Here is a 19017-nt window from a genome sequence, read left to right as displayed (position 1 = left end):
GCACCACTCGTGGCATCCCGCGCCGAACTCGACAACCGCTCCCGCACCGCCTCCTCGGCGGACTGCACCGCGACCCGCGACTGTTCTTCGGCATCCCGGATGGTCTGGTCGCGCACCTCCGACTGCAGCATCCTGAGCTCGTCGGCATAGCGCTCGGCGGTCCACCGCAAACCTTGCGCGAACCGTGAATTCTCGGTTCCGGGCGCGACTTCGGGGATCGGCGCCGGCTCGTGCCTGCGGACCGACGCGGAGACCGCGGGCAAGGTGGTCGCGGCGAGCCGCTCCAGGGCCTCTTCGTGCAGGCGCTGCTCGGCGACCAGCGCATCGATACGGGACTGCTTGCGGCGCACGACCTGCACCGCGTAGATCGTGGTGACCGTGACCAGCACGACGGTCACGATCCAGGGAAGCACCACGGCAAAATCTGAACTCATCAGTTCTCTCGTGTTGAGGGACTCGAGGACCGGGGGGATCGGGGTGCCCGGCGAGCCGCGCAATACCCCTGCTGCCGAACGTCTTTCATCGCGCACGGCCTGCCACACCGATCCCGGCGATCGGCACACAGTAGCAGTATCACGAAGAAGTCTCGATTCGCGAGATGGCGAACAATTGCGGTCTCCGGCGGGGTTAACAGTGCGCAAAATAATCACGGCCGAAGGATTCCGTCCGGTAGCGATGATCGTTTACCGCAGTGTTAAATGCTTGCTACCGATCTTGTTGCCGGACAGCCGGTTTCGCTGTATCAGACAGTAGCCGCCCCAGCGGCGCCAACGCATGACTCGTCAAATATGGAAACCCGTTCTAGCGACTTTCCGCATCGAACCGAACAATTGTTTTCTGTTTCCCGGGTCACTTATAAACCGACCGGTTGCCCGGATTGGCCGCGCACCCATCCGCGCGGCCGCCCAGCTCCGAAGGTGAATCGACAGACACTGTTCGAACGAAAGGTGATCGATGGGCACCGGCAAGCACAGGGCACTCGCCCCGGCTCGGAGGCGGATGGGCTACGCGGTGGCGGCGGGGGCGGTCCCGGTGGCGCTGTCGCTGGTGGCGACCGGGACAGCACACGCCTCGCCCGAGCCGCAGGTGGCGGTGGGCCCGGTCGAGGTGGCGCCGATCGCCGACGAGCAGGCACCGGCGGCCGTCGAGGTGCCGAACGTCAACCCCTACTACGGCGTCCGCTACCCGGACGAGGTGCTGAGTTCGCTGCAGGGCGCGCGCTCGCTGCCCGCCTACGGCTACCTCTCCCCCGTCGAGAACCTGCACGGCCCGGCGCCCGCCGAGCCCGTCCCGCCGATCACCCCGCCGGCCGGCGTGCTGCGTTTCGGCGACGTCCAGGTGGAGTCGCCGGACTGGCTGCCGCGCGAGCAGGCCATCCAGATCAACGACGCCGCCGCCGCACAGGAGGCCGGGCTGGCCACCTACTTCGACTCCGTCGGCATGGAGCGCACCCGCTCGGATCGGGTCGCGAGCCAGACCATCGGCTCCGCTGCCGTCGGCGCGGCCGCGGGCGCCGCCTTCGCCGCACCGTTCGGTGTGATCGGGGCGGCGGCGGGCGGCACGATCGGTGCGCTGGTCGGGGTGCCGTTCATGCCGATCGGGCTGGCTGCCGTCCCGCTGGGCGCCGCCTACGGCGCCGGGCTCATGGTGGCGCCGCTCGCCGCCATCGGCGCCGGGCTGGGCGCCGGGGTAGGGGTGGTGCAGGGACTGGCCGCGCCGGCGCAGGCGCTCGGGCCCGCCCCGGAGGCCGTCCAAGGCTGAGCTTTCTTTCTCCTACGCGCCGCCACCCGATCTCCGAGTGGCGGCGCGTTCCGTTTCGCCACCCCGTGCGATTTGAATCAGTGCCGCTGGAAATCGGGGAGCCGCCAACTGCCGTCGAAGGCGCCCGCCTCATCCCGCTCCCACCGGAGCTCGACCCCGGCTTCTACCGCCCACCGGCCGAGACGGTCACCGCTGCGGCCCCCGGCGAGGTCATCGCCGCCCGCCGGGTCGACCTGGCGAACTTCGGCGTCCTCCCGCTGAATGTCGACGCCTGGCAACTCTCCTACCGCTCGAACAACAGCCGCGACGAGGCCATCCCCGCGGTCACCACCGTGCTGAAGGCGCGCGGCTCAGCCCCCGACAAGCTGCTCTCGGTGCAGATCTTCGAGGACTCCCTCGCCGCCTACTGCGCCCCCTCCTACTCACCGCAGCAGTGGTCGGCCGCGCCCGTACTCGGCCAGATCGTGGCCGGCCCACTGGCGGGCCGCAGCACCCTCGACGGCATCCGCGCCGCCCGCGGGTTCGACCCGCTCGAGCTCACCCCCGACACCCGCATCGGCATGTACGGCTACTCCGGCCCGGTCCTGGTCGACGGCAACAACGGCATCTGGTCCGGCATGATCATGACCGCGATCCTCGGCGTCAGCCGCGAATACCCCGAGTTCGACGCCGTCCTCGACCGCACCCGCATGGGCAAGGCGGTCCCCGACATGCCGCTCTACATCTGGCAGGGCAACCCCGACGAGCTCATCCCCGTCGGCCCGGTGAACACGCTCATCGACACCATGCCAGGACCCGTCGGCGACCGTGCAGTACACCGGGGAGCACCTCGCCGAGCACATCACCACCGAGGTCACCGGGGCCGGGCCGGCGCTGCTGTGGCTGCGGGATCGGTTGAACGGGATTCCGGCACAGCCGGGATGCAGCACATTCGGTGCCGGGTCGCCGGCGCTGGATCCGGCGGGGCGGCAGTTGATGGTGGAGTCGTTCGGGGAGGTCGTTGCCTCGTTCTCCGGAAAGGCGAGCGGGGTGCGGTAGGCAGCATCCACGGGTCGCCGATTGACAGCACGGCGCCCGTGCGTGATCCTTTGTCCAGCGGCACAATTGCGCCTTCGTCCCGGAAATCTCCGGAATCTCGCTTTCGACGCCTGCGTCGCCACGTGTCCGCTCCATAGCCCTCGATCCCGCCGGGATCGGGGGCTTTGTCGTGCTCGGGGTTTGCCCGCGCACGTGTTTCTCCTGATCCCGGGCCCGGGTGGCTCGGGATTTCGCATATCCGCATGAGGAAGGACAGCCATGTCCAGCGAAGAAATACCCGAACCCGCCGGTTCCGGGAAATCGGGGGTGAGCGAGCCGCTCGGTGGCCCGCCGCTCCGAAAACCACTGCTCCGGTTCCTGTTCGGATCATGGCTGCGCACGGGGGCGGTCGCGCTCAGCGTGCTGCTGGTCGCGACGCTGATCCACGCGCTGGTGATCGCGCCGGGCAGCGGGAAGCCGATGTCGACGCGGGATCTTCCGCTGCTGACGACGGAGGATGTCTCCGGTGTCGCGCCTCCCGCGCCCGAGCCGGAACCACCGGCGCCGCCTGCGGATTTCGGTCCCCTGGCAGGCCCCGCGGATTCCGGGTTCGATCAGGCGAGCTCCAGGGAGACCAATCGCGCGGAACAGGCGGTCGAGTTCACCGATGGCGACGGCACGAAATCACTGGTGCTGTCCGCCCAGCCGATGAGCGCGCCCGCGGGCGGCGGCTGGGCGCCGGTGGACACGCGCCTGGTCGAGCAGCCGGACTCACCGCGGGTCGCCACTGCGATGACCGATGCCGATGTGTCGTTCGCCCCGACCGCAGACGCCTCCGCGCTGGTGCGGGTCGAGCAGGGCGGCACCGGGCTGGGCATGGCATTGGAGGGCGCCGACGGGTCCCGCCGCGAGGTGGCGGATTCGACGGTGACCTACCGCGAGGTGCTGCCCGAGGTCGACCTCACCTACGAGGTTCGGCCGGATTCGGTCAAGGAATCGCTGACCCTGCGGTCGGCGGCCGGGACCGGGAGCGGTCGGTGGAGCTTCCTCCTCGACGCGGACGGGATGACCCCGCGGCTGAACGGTGACGCGGTCGAATTCGTCGACGGCTCGGGTGCGGTGGTGGCCGCGCTGCCGCCGATCGAGGTGTGGGACGCGAACGGCGTCACCACGGACGGGACGTACTTCCTGTCGCCCCAGGCCGATTCGTGGCGGCTGGTCGTCGCGGTGGAGCAGGACTGGCTGCGCGCCGCCGAGCGGCAGTTCCCGGTCGTGATCGATCCCACCTTCACCTACGGCTTCGGCAGCCAGGCGCAGGCGATCGCCTACCGGCAGGGTGCGGCCGCGTGCGTCGACACCTGCGGTATCCGGGTCGGCGTCAGGGCGCCGCTGTTCCAGCCGACGGAGTACTGGCGATCGGCGGTGCGTTTCGATCTCGGCCCGCTGTTCGGGCGGACCATCACCGGTGCCAGGCTCGAGCTGAAGGACAACAGCAGCAACCCGCTGCTGATCACCACCGCGCAGGTGAAGGCGCAGAAGGCGACCTCGCCGCCGGGGTACGGCGCCCTCGGCGACCTGCTCGCCTCGGCATCGTTCGGTGCCACCGGCACCCTGCAGTCCGCCGCGCTGACCACCTTCTTCGCCGACCGCGTCGCCGCGAACGACACCGCGGCGTGGTTCATGCTCACCGGCGACGAGTCCGGGCCGCAGTCCGCCAAGGACCTGCTGGTCAACCTGGTCGTGGACTACACGGACACCCCGCAGACGCTGCCCGACGCGACGCTGGTCGCCCCGGCCGACGACGCCGTGCTCGCGACGCTGATGCCGACGCTGCAGGTCGCGACGACCGGGCTGGTCCCGGACGGCACCACGTACTGCTTCAAGGTCTCCACCGGGTTCGACGGCCGCTCCGGCAGCGTCGCGCAGTCGGGCTGCCTGACGGAGCCGAAGTGGACCGTGCCGCGGCATGTGCTGCAGGACGGATCCCGCTACACCTGGACCGTCGACCTCGCGATTCCCGGCCAGTCCGCGCCGCGGCCCGCACCGTGGCTCGGGCACTTCACGGTGAACGAGCGCAACGGCGATCCCGTCCCGGTGCCCACCGATTCGCTGGGGCCGGTGACGGTCAACCTGTTCAACGGCAACCTGCGCCACGACGTGGCCGGTCCGGCCTTCGACGCGCTCGGGGGTCCGGCCGGGGTCACCTTCTCCTACAACTCGCGGACCGCGGGGGTGGCCCAGGGGGTGCGGGCGTCGTACTTCAACGACACCGACCACAACGGCACGCCGGACGGCCCCGCGGTGCTGGTGCGGTCCGAACCGCAGGTGGCGCTGAACCACTGGACGCAGGACATCCCCGGCGCGCAGCAGTATCCGCTCCCGGCGGGGCTGCGGGACAACTGGTACGTCGTGCGCTGGGAGGGTCAGTTCCAGGCGCCGACCACCGGTACCTACAAATTCGGCGGCACGCACACCGACGGTGCGAAGATCTGGATCAACAATCAGCTCGTCTACGACCAGCCGCTGGCCACTGTCGGCACACTGGACTTCCAGAATGCCGCGTCGACCCCGATCCAGCTGACCGCGGGGCAGCGGCTGCCGCTGAAGGTCGAGCTGTACCACCACTCCGACACGCAGGGCTCGATGGTCATGTGGGCCCAGCCGGGTACTCCCGTTTCCACAATCGTTCCCACGACGTGGCTGTTCCCCGCCGACCCGCCCGCGCTGCCGCGGGGGTGGTCGATGGCGATGCCCGCCTCCGCCTACACCGGCGCCGAGCTGCGGGACGGCTCGATCGTCCTCACCGACGGCGCAGCGGGAAAACACACCTGGGCACAGCACTCCGGCGGCGGCTACAGCCCGCCGCCCGGTCGCGACGGAGTGGTCGCCTTGGACGCCGACGGCCGGATCTCGGTGACCGAGGCCGGCTCGGTGTCGCTGTTCAACCCCGACGGCACGCTGGCCGAGGTCTCGACCGTGTCCGACAGCAAGAAGCCCGCGTCGCTGCGCTACCTCTACAGCGGCAGCCCTGCACGGCTGACCGAGATCCGGGATCCGGTCTCGGGTCGCTCGCACATCCTGCACTACAACACCGACGGCACCAACGGCTGCTACGGCGGAACGCCGCTCCCGGTCGGCGCGGAGACGCCCCCGCCGCACCAGCTGTGCCGGATCACCTACTGGGACGGCACGCAGACCCTGCTGTGGTACTCGCTCACCATCCTCGCCCGAATCGAGAACCCCGGTGGCGTCACCCACGATTTCAACTACCGGGACTACGCCGAGGTCAGGAGCGCGCTGCAGGACGCGAACACCGAGGCGGAGCGGCGCAGGCTCAAGGAGAGCATCGGACCGCTCGCGCTGATCCGCAGCCCCTTCGCCAATGACTGGGCCGCGTACCAGAATTACCAGGGCAACCAGATCAGCACCATCTCGACGGCGATCGGCTACACCGCGTTCACCGAGGAGATCGGGCAGCCGCAGCGGCTGCGCGTCACCGGCGTTGCCGGACCCGCGCACGACGGCAGCTTCACCGGCAAGCAGGTAACGCACCGCTACGGTTACGACCTCGCGGGCAGGAAGTCGACGGTCGACAATGCCACGATCGGCGCGCTCGGCTCGGTCGAGCGCACCGTCACCTGGGATCCGGCCGGGCGGCAGCTCAGCTCGACCGACGCGGTCGGGGACGTCACCCGATCGGAGTGGAACGCCGAGGACAACCTCACGGCCTCGGTCGACACCACCGGGCGCCGCTCGACGGTGATCTACGACCACGCCGACCGGGTGACCGACAAGTACGGCCCCGCACCGGCGGCCTGCTTCGCCGGTCAGCTGCCGACGCCCGCGTGCGCGGCGACGATGCCGCATGCGCGGAACGTCTACGACGCGAACATGGTCGGGCTGGAGGCGGCCTTCTACGGCAACCCGTACCTCTCCGGTGTTCCGAAGGAGTGGCGGACCGGTGTCGGAACCGCCGACGGCAGCCTGGATCGCAGCTGGGGCGCCACGCCCCCGGTCACGACCGCCGGTGGCTGGTCGGGCCGGTTCACCGGCGAGATCGAGTTCCCCGCCGTCGGCGACTACGACCTCGGATTCACCGTCGTCGACGGGGTCCGGTTGTGGATCGACGAACGCCTGATCCTCGACAGCTGGACCGACAAGGTCTCCACCACCGTGGCAGGCGAGTTCAGCAATGCCGTCGCAGGCAGCAAGCACCGCATCCGGGTCGACTACTACAACCGCGGCGGCAGCACCGGTGCGCTCACCCTGCGCTGGACCCCGCCGGGAGCAGCCGCCGCCACCGTGCCCGGCCAGTACCTTCGGCCCCGCTACGGCCTCGTGACCAGCCAGGTCACCGAGAACACCTCCGGCGGCAGCACCGAGCGCGCGCCCGAGCGGGAGCTCGCGATGGGGTATTCGGATCCCACCATGGGGATCGATCCCGCGCTCGGGATGATCGTCAGCAAGACCGGAGACCCGGGTGGCCTGGCGCTGACCGGCCGCATGGCGGTCGAGACGCCGGGCCAGGGATACCTCCGTCAGGTGGCCGCGGCACTCCCCGCCGGTGACATCACCGACATCGACAGGCGTGGCACCTCCACCTTCTACGGGGACAGCGAAACCCGCTCGAATCCGTGCAACGTGAACGCCCCGGCCGCGAACCAGGCGGGGCGGATCAAGACCGCGCGCGGAACGAAGAACTCGGACGGGGTCGCCGCCACCGTGGAAACCGTGTACGACGCGGCCGGGCGCATCGTCGCCGTCCGCGTCGGCAGCGAGCCGTGGTCGTGCACCGGTTACGACGCTCGCGGGCGGGTCATCCAGCGGTCGTACCCGGCGATGGGGGCCGCGCCGGCCCGCGTGATCACCTACAACTACGCCCTCAACGGCGACCCGCGGCAGCAGCGGGTCACCGACGCGAGCGGCTCGACGACGACCGTCGCAGACCTGGCGGGTCGCATCGTCTCCTACACCGACGCGAACGGCGCCGTCACCACCTCCGAGTACGACGCCGCAGGCCGCAAGACCAGGGAAGCCACCACCGTCAAGACGAAGACCTCGGTCTCGACCTACCAGTGGGACAACGCTTCCCGGCTCACCAGGGTCGACCTGGACGGCGTCACCGTCGCCACGCCGGCGTACAACGCGGGCATCCTGCAGAGCGTCGCCTACGGCAACAGCTCGAACCTCACCATCGGCCGCAACGACGCCGCCTCGGTGAACGCGCTCACCTGGCAGGTGCCCGGATCGACGGTCGCGAGCACCGCGACCCGCTCCCGCGACCAGCGCATCATCGACGAAAGGATCACCGACTCCGCGGTCCAGGGCAGCACCTACGACTTCTCCTACACCTATGACGGCGTCGGCCGCCTGGTGGCGGCTACCGTGCCGTTCCACCAGCTCACCTACGCCTTCGCCGCGGACAACGGCTGCGGGCCGAACACGAAAGCGGGGCTGAACACCAACCGCACGTCCTTCACCGACAGCTTCAACGGGGCGCCCGCGGTCACCACCAACTACTGCTACGACCACGCAGACCGACTGCTCTCCACCAACGGGGCGACCGCGCTGTCGTTCACCTACGACAGCTACGGCAACGCGATCACGGTCGGAACCGACACCCTCGGCTACGACTCCACGCTGCGGCACATGTCGACGACGACCGCCGCGGGCACGTCGATCACCTACACCCGCGACGTCAACAACCGCATCATCGGCCGCACGGCGAACACCACCCCCGCCCAGGCCACCCGCTACGCCTTCACCTCGAATGCGGGCGGACCGGAATTCGTGCTCGACGGCGCGGGAAATCTGCGCCAGCGACTGCTGAAGCTGCCCGGCGGTGCCCTGCTCACCAAAACCTACGACCAGACACCCGTTACCAACTGGTCCTACCCCAATATCCACGGTGACATCCTGTTCACCGCCAACGGAACCGGCGGGCGAACCGGTGCCATCCACCTCTACGACCCCTACGGCCAGAACATCCACCCGGTCACCGGCGTGATCGGCGCCATTCCGATCCCGGCCACCGCCGAGGGCGGCCTCGATTTCGGCTGGCTCGGCCAGCACACCGTCCCGGTCGAGCACGTCGCGGGGCAGCAGGCCCTGGAGATGGGTGCCCGCACCTACCTGCCCGTACTGGGCCGGTTCCTGCAGGGCGATCCGATTCCGGGGGCGTCGGCCAACAACTACGACTACGTCAACGGTGACCCGGTCAATGCGTTCGACCTGTCCGGCGAGCAGCCGAAGAGGCCGGGCGGCGGCGGGCAGGGTAATGGCCACCCCCACTCGCCGGAGTCGTGGGAACTCTTCCAACCCCTCGACATCCCGAAGCAGAAAATGGAGGGGCCGAAGCAGGGTGCGAAGCCCCTGCTGTCCGACAAGGCATGGAGCGCCCTCTGGGGCCATATCAAGGACCGGCACAAGCCCAACGGAAAGGATGTCGACCCCTTGGCGGGCATCTTCTCGGGCGATGAGAAGGAAGTCCGCAAACTGGTCGAGGACACGATCAAACGCTCACCGGGACGGCCCAATACGCGGGACGCGAATGGAAATCCCCGACCCGGCACCGTATACGATTGGGACTTCGGCAGGAAGACCGGCAACGCAGGGCCAGGGAAGGGCGGTGCGGAACTGACCGCCGTCCGGGTCGTCGTCGACGAGCACGGAGATTTCAAGACCGCGCACCCGATCTGATCGGGCCGACAATTCCGGAGGAGAACAAATGATCAGTCTGTCCCTGTCACTTCCCGAACCGGACTCGTTCTGGCGTACGACGTGGGACAAAGCGAGGGAGGGAGATCCCGCGAGCATCAGGGAGAGCGATCTCCTGTACGACTACTTCGGAACCGAAGTCGAGATGATCATCGGCGACGTCGAATTCATCCCGAAGCGGAGTTTCGTGCCGCTCGCCGATCTCGCACTCTCCTTCCGGTGGGTGATCGAGCGGATCTCCAAGGGGGCGGATGCGTCGATCAGCTTCACGGAGAACGCCGAAATCATCAGCCTGGAGCAGGCGGGCGAGAACATCACGGTGAGCACCACGGTGCACCCGAAGTGCGCGTCGATACCGCGGCGGGAGCTACTGGAGGCACTCACCGAATTCCTGAAATCCGCACATGCACTCCTGGTGACGGAGGTGCCGGGATTGGACAGAAACCCGACTGTCCGAACAATCGCGACCGCAATCGAGCGGTAGGCGCGGCCGCCGCGAACCGGCCCGGCCCGTCCCCGGGCCGGTTCACGGGATCAACGATGTTCGGTGCCGGGCGGAAAGAAGCGATTCATCGTGCCGTCGGCGCCGATCTCCCCCTCGGCGTCCATGGTGACCGGCGTGAGCTCGCCGCGGGAGGTCACCAGCCAGGCCAGGACCGGCTCGATCGGCGAGTCGGGGTCATGGGACGTGCGCGCACGCTCACAGGCATGCCATCCACCTCCGGGCAGGGAGGTCACCACCCGGCGCGTCCGTTCCAGGTGCGAGAAATCGGGATAGTCCGTGACCGGCCTGCGCGCACCCTGCTGCGCGTCGACCACCATCGCGGTTCCGGTGATCGCATCCCAGCCGTCGACTTCCCACGAACGGCCCATCATGGTTTCGGTGCCGGTGAAGTGGGCGATCCAACCGGTGTGCGTGAACTCCATGCGCACCATCCTTCTGCACATCGTTGATCTTGCCAAGAATTAACTGTCGAGAATGGATATTCAATAGCAGATAAAAACATTCCCTCCATGCTTTAATCGGCAATTCTGATTCACAGGAAGAAGCGAACGGGCTATATTTCAAACACCCGATTCACCGGGTTCGACATCCAGTCGTTCCATTGCTCGAAATTCCTGGAGATTGCCATGAGATCCACCTCCCTGCTCCGCGCCGGCCTCATCGCGCCGGTCGCCGTCGCCACCGTCTTCTGTCTGGCGGCACCCGCGAGCGCCAACCCCGTCAGCGTGAACTGGAGTTGCCGGGGCACCGTCTTCGGCATCGGCCAGACCTCGACCATGACCACGTCGGTCACCGGCACCGCACCGGGTTCGGCGGCGTCGGGCTCCGCGGTGGCCATCACGATCACGCCGGGCGCCTCGTCGGTGCCGAGCTCGGCCTCCGGGTTCACCGTGAACAACATCTCGAACCTGAAGATGACCATCCCGACGCCCGCGAACTCGACCCTGGTCTCGGCGACCGCCTCCGGCGGCACCGTGGCGGGCACCGTCGCCACCACCGGCGGGAACGTCGTGCTGACCGTGCCGGGGCCGATCGCGGGCGGCACCAGCTTCACCCCGCCCGCGGTGACCATCAACGTCACCGCAGGCACCCCGGGCACCCCGATCACCAGCAAGTACGCGGGCACCAGCCACGCCAGCCCCGGCATGACCATGACGACCAACGTCGCCTTCGTCGGCAATGTCGCCACGGCATGCTTCCCGAACCCGTCGCCGACCCTCACCACGACGTCGGTCACCTGATTCCGAGTAGCCCGGGCCAGGCTGCTGGGCAGCCCGGCCCGGGCAGAACTCGCCCCGACAGTGCCTGCCCCGCTTGGTTTTTGACACGTGACGGCCACTTTGTCCGTATTCGGCGTCGCCTCGGTCACCGTGTCGTACAGTGCATGTCCGGCGCCGCCACGGCCGCTTCGGCGGTCGGTGCGGTGCCCGCTTTCGTGATGTTCGTCAGCCGCTGCCCGGCCTGCCGACCAAACGATCGACAGGAGTTCCCATGCCTACGTCGAACGCCCGGCCACGGTCCCTGCCGCACGCGGGGAAGGCGACGACCGGTACCCGCGATTCCGCCAAGCCGCTGTGCCCGAGAACCGCCCAGCCCGCCAGGATCTCGGCCGAACTCAAACGGGCCCTGGAGTTCTACCACGGCACCGCCGAGGACCTGATCCGGGAATTCATCCGGGTGCTCGGCGTGAACGAGACCGATCGGCGGGCACTGGAGATCGTCCTGCTGGAGAACGAGAAGGCGACGACGCCCGGATTGCTGGCCGAGCGGCTCGGCCTCACCGCCGCGGGCGTGACCATCATGCTCAACCGCCTGGAGAAGCAGGGCTACATCGCCCGCACCCTGCACCCGACCGACCGGCGCCGCGTCATCGTGATGGCCACCGAACTCGCGGCCCACCGCGTCCAGGAGCTCGTCGTCCCGATGATCATCGAGAGCTACAAGATGTTGCTGAATTCGTACGATCCCGGAGAACTCGACACCATCGCCGATTTCCTCACCCGAGCGGGCGAACTCCAACAAATTCACCGGCAGCGACTGCGGGACGTCGACCCCTACGCGCGCCCCTGAATCACCGTCGCGCCGATTTCCGGTGGCCGGTGATTTCGAACGAGAAAGCAGTAGTCGAATGCACAACCTCGACCACTGCCGACACCGACTCCACCGACAACTGCCGGGGATGGTGATCGGCGCAATTCTCGCCGCGATCGGAATAACGCTGCTGCCCGAACCGGAAGCAAGCCCGCCGGTCCGCGCCGACGAATCGGAACAAGTCGTCGCGTCGGCGTTCGAGCGGGCCGTCGTTCGAACCCGGACGGTCATCACGGCCACGAGCCCAGCCGCGGGCGCCCCGAACGAGGTCGCCGTGCCGACCGACGTCGCGGGCGCCGCCACCGCCCAGCCGCCCGGCGAATCCCTCGATCCCGACACCGGCACCCCCGTTCCGCCGGACCCGCCGCCCCCGATCCCCGCGGACCCGCCCGCGGGCGCGGGCTTCTCGGCCACCGCGAGCTTCTCGATCGAGGCCACCTTCAGTGCACAGGTCACCATCACCCCGACGTCGAGCGCCCCGCACACCACGACTCCGCCGTCGACCACCGTCACCACAACCGTCATGACCACGACAGCGCCACCGGGCACCACGACAACCGCGGCCCCGGCGAGTTCGACGGTCGTGCCCACGTCACCGAGCGTGCTCACCACACCCGCCGCACCGGCGCGCTCGACGACCGCCGGCAGCGCACAGAGCCCGCGATAGTTCTCGGCCCGAACGGCGAGGAGCCGCTCCCGGTCCGCCGCCCTGCGGGAGCTGAAACCAAGCAGAAGCGGGAGCGGTTGGCTGCGCGCAAGCCTCGGCGCGAGGATACGCACATGTGCGCTGCTGCCGACGGGGAGCCGGTGTTGCCTCGGACGTTCACCGGGAAGTTCCATCGCATCCGGATTGCGGCCGAGTTTCCCAGGATCACCCTGCGGAATCTGCGGCACACGTCGGTGTCGGTGATGCTGCACGCTGGCATCCCGGCCTCCACCGTCGCTGCCTGGCACGGGCACGACGTGCGGATGACCACCGCGGTCTACAGCCGGGTCTACGACGAAGGTCTGACCGCTGCCGCCTCGGCGATGTTCGGCACCGACAAAGCCGTCTGACGATCTACCGGGGCGGTCGAGATTCGAAAAGTTCTCCCGTCCGTTGGCACACTCGTGGCGCACTGACCTGCGGAAAATGGTTGGAGCTAAGGGGACTCGAACCCCTGACCCCACATAGAGCGTTACGAGCCCATCGGCCCGGACAGGATCGGTCTGCAGAACCCAACCCCACCGACCGGCCTGGCGCGGCGACCGGCGTGCTCGGGTAGGCAAGTCGTCGAGTTCGCGAATCATGCTCGGCTGCAACGGAGATTTGGCCCCTGACTGCAAACTTTCCGCGGAGGTCGAACCCCGTGGCGCTTCTCCGCGGGTTGCCCCGAGACCAGCGGCAGGTACTCGAGCACTGGTCAGAACGTCAAATCCCCGACGGACGACAGGAATGCGTCCCGGTTCACCTCGCCGAGATGTTCAGGAGCACGGGAGGACAGCCTGACACCGCTACCACCTCGACGACGAAAGCGCGGGGTTACCGGTGGGCCCGCTCGAGTCTTGCATTCCTCACCGTCCTGGCTATCGAACCCCACGTCGGTGACCGCGTGGCCGACCAGATTTCGTTGACCCGCAACGAAATCCGACGCCTGCTCGCCACACCGACGATCAACCTGGCATACACCCGCAGGACTTGGGCGTTGTGCCTCGTGCTGGATGCGGCTGATTCACCCCATCGGGTAGCTCTGGTGACGAGGGCGGGGCACAAGCACCCGCACCCGAGCTCCTGTTCTCCAGGGGGCAAATCACGGTCGAGTCGCACGAGGGCTGTACGGCGGAACTACACCGAAGCGGCTGGCGGATCGTACGGTTTCTCGCGTATTCCTTCTGGAGTCCGGCGGTGCGGGTTCGGCCGAGCTTGTGCTCGATCAGCCGTTCTTGAAGGGGTTGAACGTCTTTCCGGCGAGGTAGCCCAGCCGGGTCGGCAGGGGCTTCATGGCGGCGGCGGAGATCTTGTTGACGACGCCGGGGACACACACCGGTTTGCCCTTCATCACCGCCGCCCAGCCCTCGACGACGACGGCTTCGGGCTGCTGCCAGAGAATGCGGGGCAGGTGATCGGCGGCGTCGCGGGTACCCATCACGTCGTGGAATTCGGTGCGGGTGAAGCCGGGGCACAGGGCGGTGACGTGGATGCCGTGCGGCTCGAGCTCCATGTTCAGGGCCTGGGAGACGTTGAGAACGTAGGACTTGATGCCGGTGTAGAGCAGGCTGGCCGCGGGTGGGGCGAACGCCGCGACCGAGGACAGGTTGACGATGCGACCCCACCCGCGCTCCTTCATCCCGGGAACGACCAGGCGCACGAGTTCGGTCGGGGCCGTCACCATCAGCTGGATCTCCCCGGCCAGCGCCTCCCACTCGGTCTCGGCGAAGGCGGTCTTACCCGATAGGCCCGCGTTGTTGATCAGGACGTCGATGTCGAGGTCCTGCTGGTCGGCGTAGTCGAGGATCGCGGCGGGCGCGGCGGGGTCGGTGAGGTCGGCGGCGAACACCTCGCAGCGCACTCCGTGCTGTTCGGTCAGCTGGGTGGCGAGTTCCCGGAGCCGGTCGGCGCGGCGGGCGACCAGGAGCAGCTGGTAGCCGTCGGCGGCCAGGTGACGGGCGAAGGTCGCGCCGATACCAGCGGAGGCGCCGGTGATGAGCGCGGTGCGAGCAGAGGGAGTCATGGATCCTTCGTTCGGGTCGGTCGGTGCGGGGAGGTCAGACGGGCGGGCCGGGCAGCTCGCGCCGGCCGGGGGTGAACGCGGGACGGGGTGTGCCGATGTCGCCGCGGTAGGGGCCGATCGGGCCGGTCAGCAGGAAGGGCCGGGGAACGCGGCGGTGCGCGGCGGTGAAACCGCAGGTGCCGATGCCCAGGTAGACGCCGGGCGCGGCCCGTCGCACCTCGTCGACCATGTGGATCGTTCCGCACAGCGAGTTGTACGCGCGGTAGACGAGGGTGTAGGCCGGTTCCCCATCGAACCGGGAGGGAGCCAGCAGCGTGCGCATGGGGTAGCGCTGCCGGACCCGGCCGCGGTCGTCGAAGGTGTTGTAGCCGCGCCCGCCGTTGTCGTCGACGGGCCGGAATGCCTTGCACAGCCACGGCCCGAGCGGGTTGGCCACGGCCACCTTGCCGGTCACCACGGCGAACAGGTTCGGCTGAGCCAGCAGCTCGGCGGAGTACTCGCCATCGAGCTCGCTGACCGCGGGCGCCGCCAGCTGAAGGAACCGGGCGAGCAGGTCGCTGGTCTTCAGACGGCGCAGCTCGGAGACCGTGCTGTCGGTATCGGCGTCCACGGAGCCTCACCTCTTCTCTCATTTCTTGAATGGTCGTCAAGAATCGTAACTTTTTCTTGACCGATGCTCAAGATAGGCTTTCGGGGTGCCCCGGAATCGACGCCCGCAGGACCGCGAGGAGAAGCGCGAGGAGATCGTCACCGCAGCGCAGTCCCTGTTCCTTCACGACGGCTACGACTCGACCTCGATGGGGCGGATCGCGAAGAACGCCGGAGTCACCAGCAATACGATCTACTGGTACTTCCAGGACAAGGACGAGTTGCTCGTCGCCGTCCTGGACCGCCTGCTGACCGGCGCCCTCGCCACCTATGCCGAGATCGCCGACCTGGGGCTGAACGACCGGCTGCTGTGGGTGGTCGACCAGCTGGAGCAGCTGCACGGGCTGGTCAACACCGTGCACTCGCGCGCCCCGCTCTCGCCCGCCGTCGAGACCTGGCACACCGGGTTCCACCAGCTCGCCGACGCTCTGTTCGCCGCCGACCTGCGCTCTGCCGGGGCCACCGAAGCCGACCTCGCCACCATGGCCGCCATCGGTACCTTCGTCATCGAAGGCCTCCTCACCCATCGACGCGACGAGGCAGGCAAGCGAGCCGTCATCGACATGCTCGTCGACAGCCTCACCGCTGTCCCTGTCCGGCGCGAGCGCGGGTGACAGCACCACGGCACGGCACGCCATCCGGCCCGCGCCGGCAACCTGTTCGACGAAGCGATCACGGAGCGCTTCGCGCCGCCCGGCCCGTCCGGCAGCCGGCGCGGGGCCTGATCGGGAGATCGGTCACCTACTCGGTGAAATCGACCCTCGTGCCGGCAACCCAGTCCGGCAAGCCGTCTGCGACGAAGTCGGAGATGTCGCCGCCGGCGTCGATAGGCGCTTCGACGTCGGCGAGGTAGAGAGCCATCGCCCGTTTGGCCGATGGCGTCGACGCCGCGGTGAGAAAATGTGTGCGCTCGATGTGCAGGCCCTTCTCCAGCGGAACCGAACCACCCTGGTGGATGGCGTTCTTGATGCCGCGGACCGCGGTTGGGGAGCGTTTCGCGAGGCGGGCGGCAGTGCGCTGGGCTTCGTTCAGCAGCTCGTCCGGATCGACCAATCGGTGGACCAGTCCGATCTCGAGTGCGCGGCGCGGGTCGATCGGTGCCCCCTCGAGACACAGCTCGAGTGCGCGACCGGCGCCGAGCACCCGGGTCAGCATCTGCGTCCCGCCGCCGCCGGGGATGATGCCGACCAGGATCTCGGGCTGGCCGATCTCGAACGGCCCCTCCGCCATCAGCCGCAGATCGCAAGCCAGCGACAGCTCGCAACCCCCGCCCAGCGCCCGGCCGTTGAGCGCGGCGACGAAGACGGTGCTCGATTCCCGCATCAGACGACAAACCTCGTGGTAGCGACGCAGGTTCGTGACACCTCCGGCACCGGCTCGCGCCAGCCCCGCCCGGCCGCCGGGCACGTGATCGGCGAACTCGCTCATCCGCAGCGCGGCTCCCGCTGTCCGCGGGTTCAACACGACCGGCGCCGACTGGACGCCGTCCAGTATTTCCGACACCGAATAGTGGCTGACGAAGACGCCCTCGACGGCGCTGGTGAGCACCACCGCCCTGACCTCGCGGTCACCGTCGATGGTCCGGAGCAGGTCGATCAGTTCGCCCATCACCTCGTCGGTGAGGAAGTTGTAGGGCGGGTTGTTCAACCAGATCGTCTGGACCGATCCGAGCCGTTCTGTGCGGAGAAATCGCATGCGGGGGGCACCTTTCCGTAGTGCGCTGTCGGTGGGTCAGTCGTCGATCCGGTCGACGGAGATCGTCATCGCGGATTTGCCGAGTCGATCGGCGAGGTCTTCTCCCATCGCCGAAGCGGGAGTGAGGACACCTCCGTATTCGTGGCGCGGGTTGTCGTCGAATGCCAGCGACAGGCCACTCTCGCCCAGCAGCACCGCCGTGGCCTTGTAGCCGGGATCGCCCTCGGCAGCGAACATGGCTCGATACCGCGTGCCGGTCGTGGTTCGGGCGAAGGTCTGCATCGTGAAGAAGCCGTTGTCACGTGCCCGTTCGCCGGGACCGGTACCCGGCTCGGGGACGAGGCGATCGACGACCCGCTTGCCGAGGCCACGCGAAAGTGTCGGACCCAGGCGAGCGAGGGTCGCCAGACCGGCGGCGACGAGCACGGCGATCAGCGGGGCGGCGACCGACGTGCCGGCGTACATCACCTCCCGGTAGCGGAAGCGCTTGCCGTAGGCCCAGCCCAGCAATCCATTGGTACGGCGCACGATCTTGGTGTTGTGCGAGGCCATGATGAAGGTCGTCACCCACCCCGACAGGCTCGGATCGATACCGCGCGCACGGCGCAGAGCGTGATCGGACTGCTTGCCGAGGTCGGGCTCGCAGTGTCGATCAGGACTCAGCGCATAGGGATCGGCAACGATGCGGCCGAGCGAGGGATCCTCAGCGATGGCCTCCCACTGTGCGCGACCGGAGTCGATCGTGCCTCCACTCAAACCGCCACGCACGGTGGCGACCAGAGTCGCGGATGCCAGCTCACCGGCACGGTCTTCGAGCGCTCGACGATGGAGCAGGAAGACGCTGAGGTCGGAGGGAACCGAATCGAACCCACAGGAGGTGACGATTTTCGCGCCCGATCCGACGGCGAGTGTGTGGAAACGGTCGATGCACTCACGGACGAACAGCGGTTCGCCGGTGAGGTCGGCGTAGTGCGTTCCAGCCTGCGCGCAGGACTGCACGAGACCGAGGCCGTAGCGGGCGTACGGGCCGACCGTGGTCACGACGACCCTGGTTCGCTTCGCCATGGCATCGAGCGCATGCTGATCGTCGGCATCCGCGACGATCAGCGACCAATCGCGTGCCGGGTCGCCGAGTTCGCTGCGGATGGCTCGCAGTTTGTCCAGCGATCGGCCGGCCAGCGCGATCCGTGCGGTCGCCGGAGCGGCTCCGGCCAGGTAGCCAGCGGTGAGACGTCCGACGAATCCCGTTGCCCCATAGATGATCAGGTCGAATTCTCGGCGTAGGGTCATAGCCTGCCTCTGGTGTCGTGGTCGGTCGTCGGGTCAGTACCGGGCGCGAGGGTTTCAGGCGTGGTTTCGCCGGGAGTTCCTCTTCTACGCGGGGTGAAGCCGGTGCGGGCTGTCCGATGTCCCCGCGGTAGTCGTGCTGCGGCCCTTCGAGCGAGTACCGGCGCTGCCGTCGGTGATTCGCAGGCTGCTGGGCCGGGAGTTCAGCGGTTCGAACACCACGTGACCCCGCGACGTTGCCGCGGGGTGCGGCTGAGTCGGCAACTCGGCGCGGCACTCGCCGTTCACTTCCCCGAGGGCGGGGCGCCCAGCGAACCGAACCGCGCGACGGGCTGCCGAGCCGAGCCGTCGAGCCTCGTCGAGGGGAAGGTCGGTGGCCACTGCGCATCCTGTCGTCGGAGCTGTCTGGAATGGCATTCAAGAACGTGGGCAGAGGTTAGCCGATCCTTGAATGCCATTCAAGATGGAGTCGGGTTTCCGCGGTCGGCGGGTGTCGGCACCCCCCTCTCCGAAGTCGGAGTGCCGATGGGACGCTGCCGGAGCTCTCCCAGCTCCTGACACGAGTTGCGGCCGCCGGCGCGGCTC

The 19017-nt window shown here is 68.4% G+C and carries 13 protein-coding genes and 2 pseudogenes; 9 read left to right on the top strand and 6 right to left on the bottom strand.

What is annotated here, in order from left to right; genetic code table 11:
- Window positions 1–542, bottom strand: a pseudogene (locus ACFO0B_RS31475) (hypothetical protein); the annotation flags it as partial.
- A gap of 412 nt (window positions 543–954) precedes the next feature.
- Between ACFO0B_RS31475 and ACFO0B_RS31470 the strand changes: the two are divergent.
- The 4 genes and pseudogenes from ACFO0B_RS31470 to ACFO0B_RS31455 all read left to right on the top strand — a co-directional run bounded on the left by ACFO0B_RS31470 (window position 955) and on the right by ACFO0B_RS31455 (window position 9979).
- The gene (locus ACFO0B_RS31470) at window positions 955–1761 is read left to right on the top strand and encodes a hypothetical protein (protein WP_378617389.1); all 807 of its coding nucleotides are present in this window, start codon (window positions 955–957) and stop codon (window positions 1759–1761) included.
- A 65-nt stretch (window positions 1762–1826) separates the two neighbouring features.
- Window positions 1827–2799: pseudogene (locus ACFO0B_RS31465) on the top strand (lipase family protein).
- 258 nt (window positions 2800–3057) lie between these two features.
- Window positions 3058–9477: a PA14 domain-containing protein gene (locus ACFO0B_RS31460; protein WP_378617385.1), complete on the top strand. Its 6420-nt coding sequence runs from the start codon at window positions 3058–3060 to the stop codon at window positions 9475–9477.
- Window positions 9478–9505: 28 nt separating this feature from the next.
- Window positions 9506–9979 (top strand): hypothetical protein, encoded by a 474-nt coding sequence (locus ACFO0B_RS31455; RefSeq protein ID WP_378617383.1) that lies wholly within the window; start codon window positions 9506–9508, stop codon window positions 9977–9979.
- A gap of 50 nt (window positions 9980–10029) precedes the next feature.
- Here ACFO0B_RS31455 and ACFO0B_RS31450 read toward each other — a convergent pair whose 3' ends face one another.
- Window positions 10030–10422, bottom strand: coding sequence for a hypothetical protein (locus ACFO0B_RS31450; RefSeq protein ID WP_378617381.1), 393 nt, complete (start codon window positions 10420–10422; stop codon window positions 10030–10032).
- A 204-nt stretch (window positions 10423–10626) separates the two neighbouring features.
- Between ACFO0B_RS31450 and ACFO0B_RS31445 the strand changes: the two genes are divergently transcribed.
- From ACFO0B_RS31445 to ACFO0B_RS31430, 4 genes are all read left to right on the top strand, one after another.
- Window positions 10627–11241 (top strand): hypothetical protein, encoded by a 615-nt coding sequence (locus ACFO0B_RS31445; protein ID WP_378617379.1) that lies wholly within the window; start codon window positions 10627–10629, stop codon window positions 11239–11241.
- Between the two features lie 250 nt (window positions 11242–11491).
- The gene (locus ACFO0B_RS31440; protein ID WP_378617377.1) at window positions 11492–12070 is read left to right on the top strand and encodes a MarR family winged helix-turn-helix transcriptional regulator; all 579 of its coding nucleotides are present in this window, start codon (window positions 11492–11494) and stop codon (window positions 12068–12070) included.
- Between the two features lie 295 nt (window positions 12071–12365).
- Complete coding sequence (locus tag ACFO0B_RS31435; RefSeq protein ID WP_378617375.1) at window positions 12366–12758, top strand: hypothetical protein; 393 nt, start codon at window positions 12366–12368, stop codon at window positions 12756–12758.
- Between the two features lie 77 nt (window positions 12759–12835).
- A complete protein-coding gene (locus ACFO0B_RS31430; protein ID WP_378617373.1) occupies window positions 12836–13147 on the top strand; it encodes a tyrosine-type recombinase/integrase in 312 nt (103 codons plus the stop codon).
- Between the two features lie 857 nt (window positions 13148–14004).
- Here ACFO0B_RS31430 and ACFO0B_RS31425 read toward each other — a convergent pair.
- Window positions 14005–14802, bottom strand: coding sequence for an SDR family NAD(P)-dependent oxidoreductase (locus ACFO0B_RS31425; protein ID WP_378617371.1), 798 nt, complete (start codon window positions 14800–14802; stop codon window positions 14005–14007).
- Window positions 14803–14836: 34 nt separating this feature from the next.
- Window positions 14837–15412 (bottom strand): hypothetical protein, encoded by a 576-nt coding sequence (locus tag ACFO0B_RS31420; RefSeq protein ID WP_378617369.1) that lies wholly within the window; start codon window positions 15410–15412, stop codon window positions 14837–14839.
- An 85-nt stretch (window positions 15413–15497) separates the two neighbouring features.
- Here ACFO0B_RS31420 and ACFO0B_RS31415 point away from each other — a divergent pair, with 85 nt between their 5' ends.
- Window positions 15498–16064, top strand: coding sequence for a TetR/AcrR family transcriptional regulator (locus ACFO0B_RS31415; protein ID WP_378617367.1), 567 nt, complete (start codon window positions 15498–15500; stop codon window positions 16062–16064).
- 127 nt (window positions 16065–16191) lie between these two features.
- On the opposite strand, the gene ACFO0B_RS31410 is transcribed toward ACFO0B_RS31415, so the two are convergent.
- Window positions 16192–17145, bottom strand: coding sequence for an enoyl-CoA hydratase/isomerase family protein (locus tag ACFO0B_RS31410; protein WP_378617365.1), 954 nt, complete (start codon window positions 17143–17145; stop codon window positions 16192–16194).
- A gap of 36 nt (window positions 17146–17181) precedes the next feature.
- A complete protein-coding gene (locus ACFO0B_RS31405) occupies window positions 17182–18435 on the bottom strand; it encodes a saccharopine dehydrogenase family protein (RefSeq protein WP_378617363.1) in 1254 nt (417 codons plus the stop codon).
- Window positions 18436–19017 lie beyond the last annotated feature (582 nt).

The organism is Nocardia jiangsuensis (assembly GCF_042650385.1).
Classification (GTDB): domain Bacteria; phylum Actinomycetota; class Actinomycetes; order Mycobacteriales; family Mycobacteriaceae; genus Nocardia; species Nocardia jiangsuensis.
This window is presented reverse-complemented; position numbering and strand designations above follow the sequence as displayed.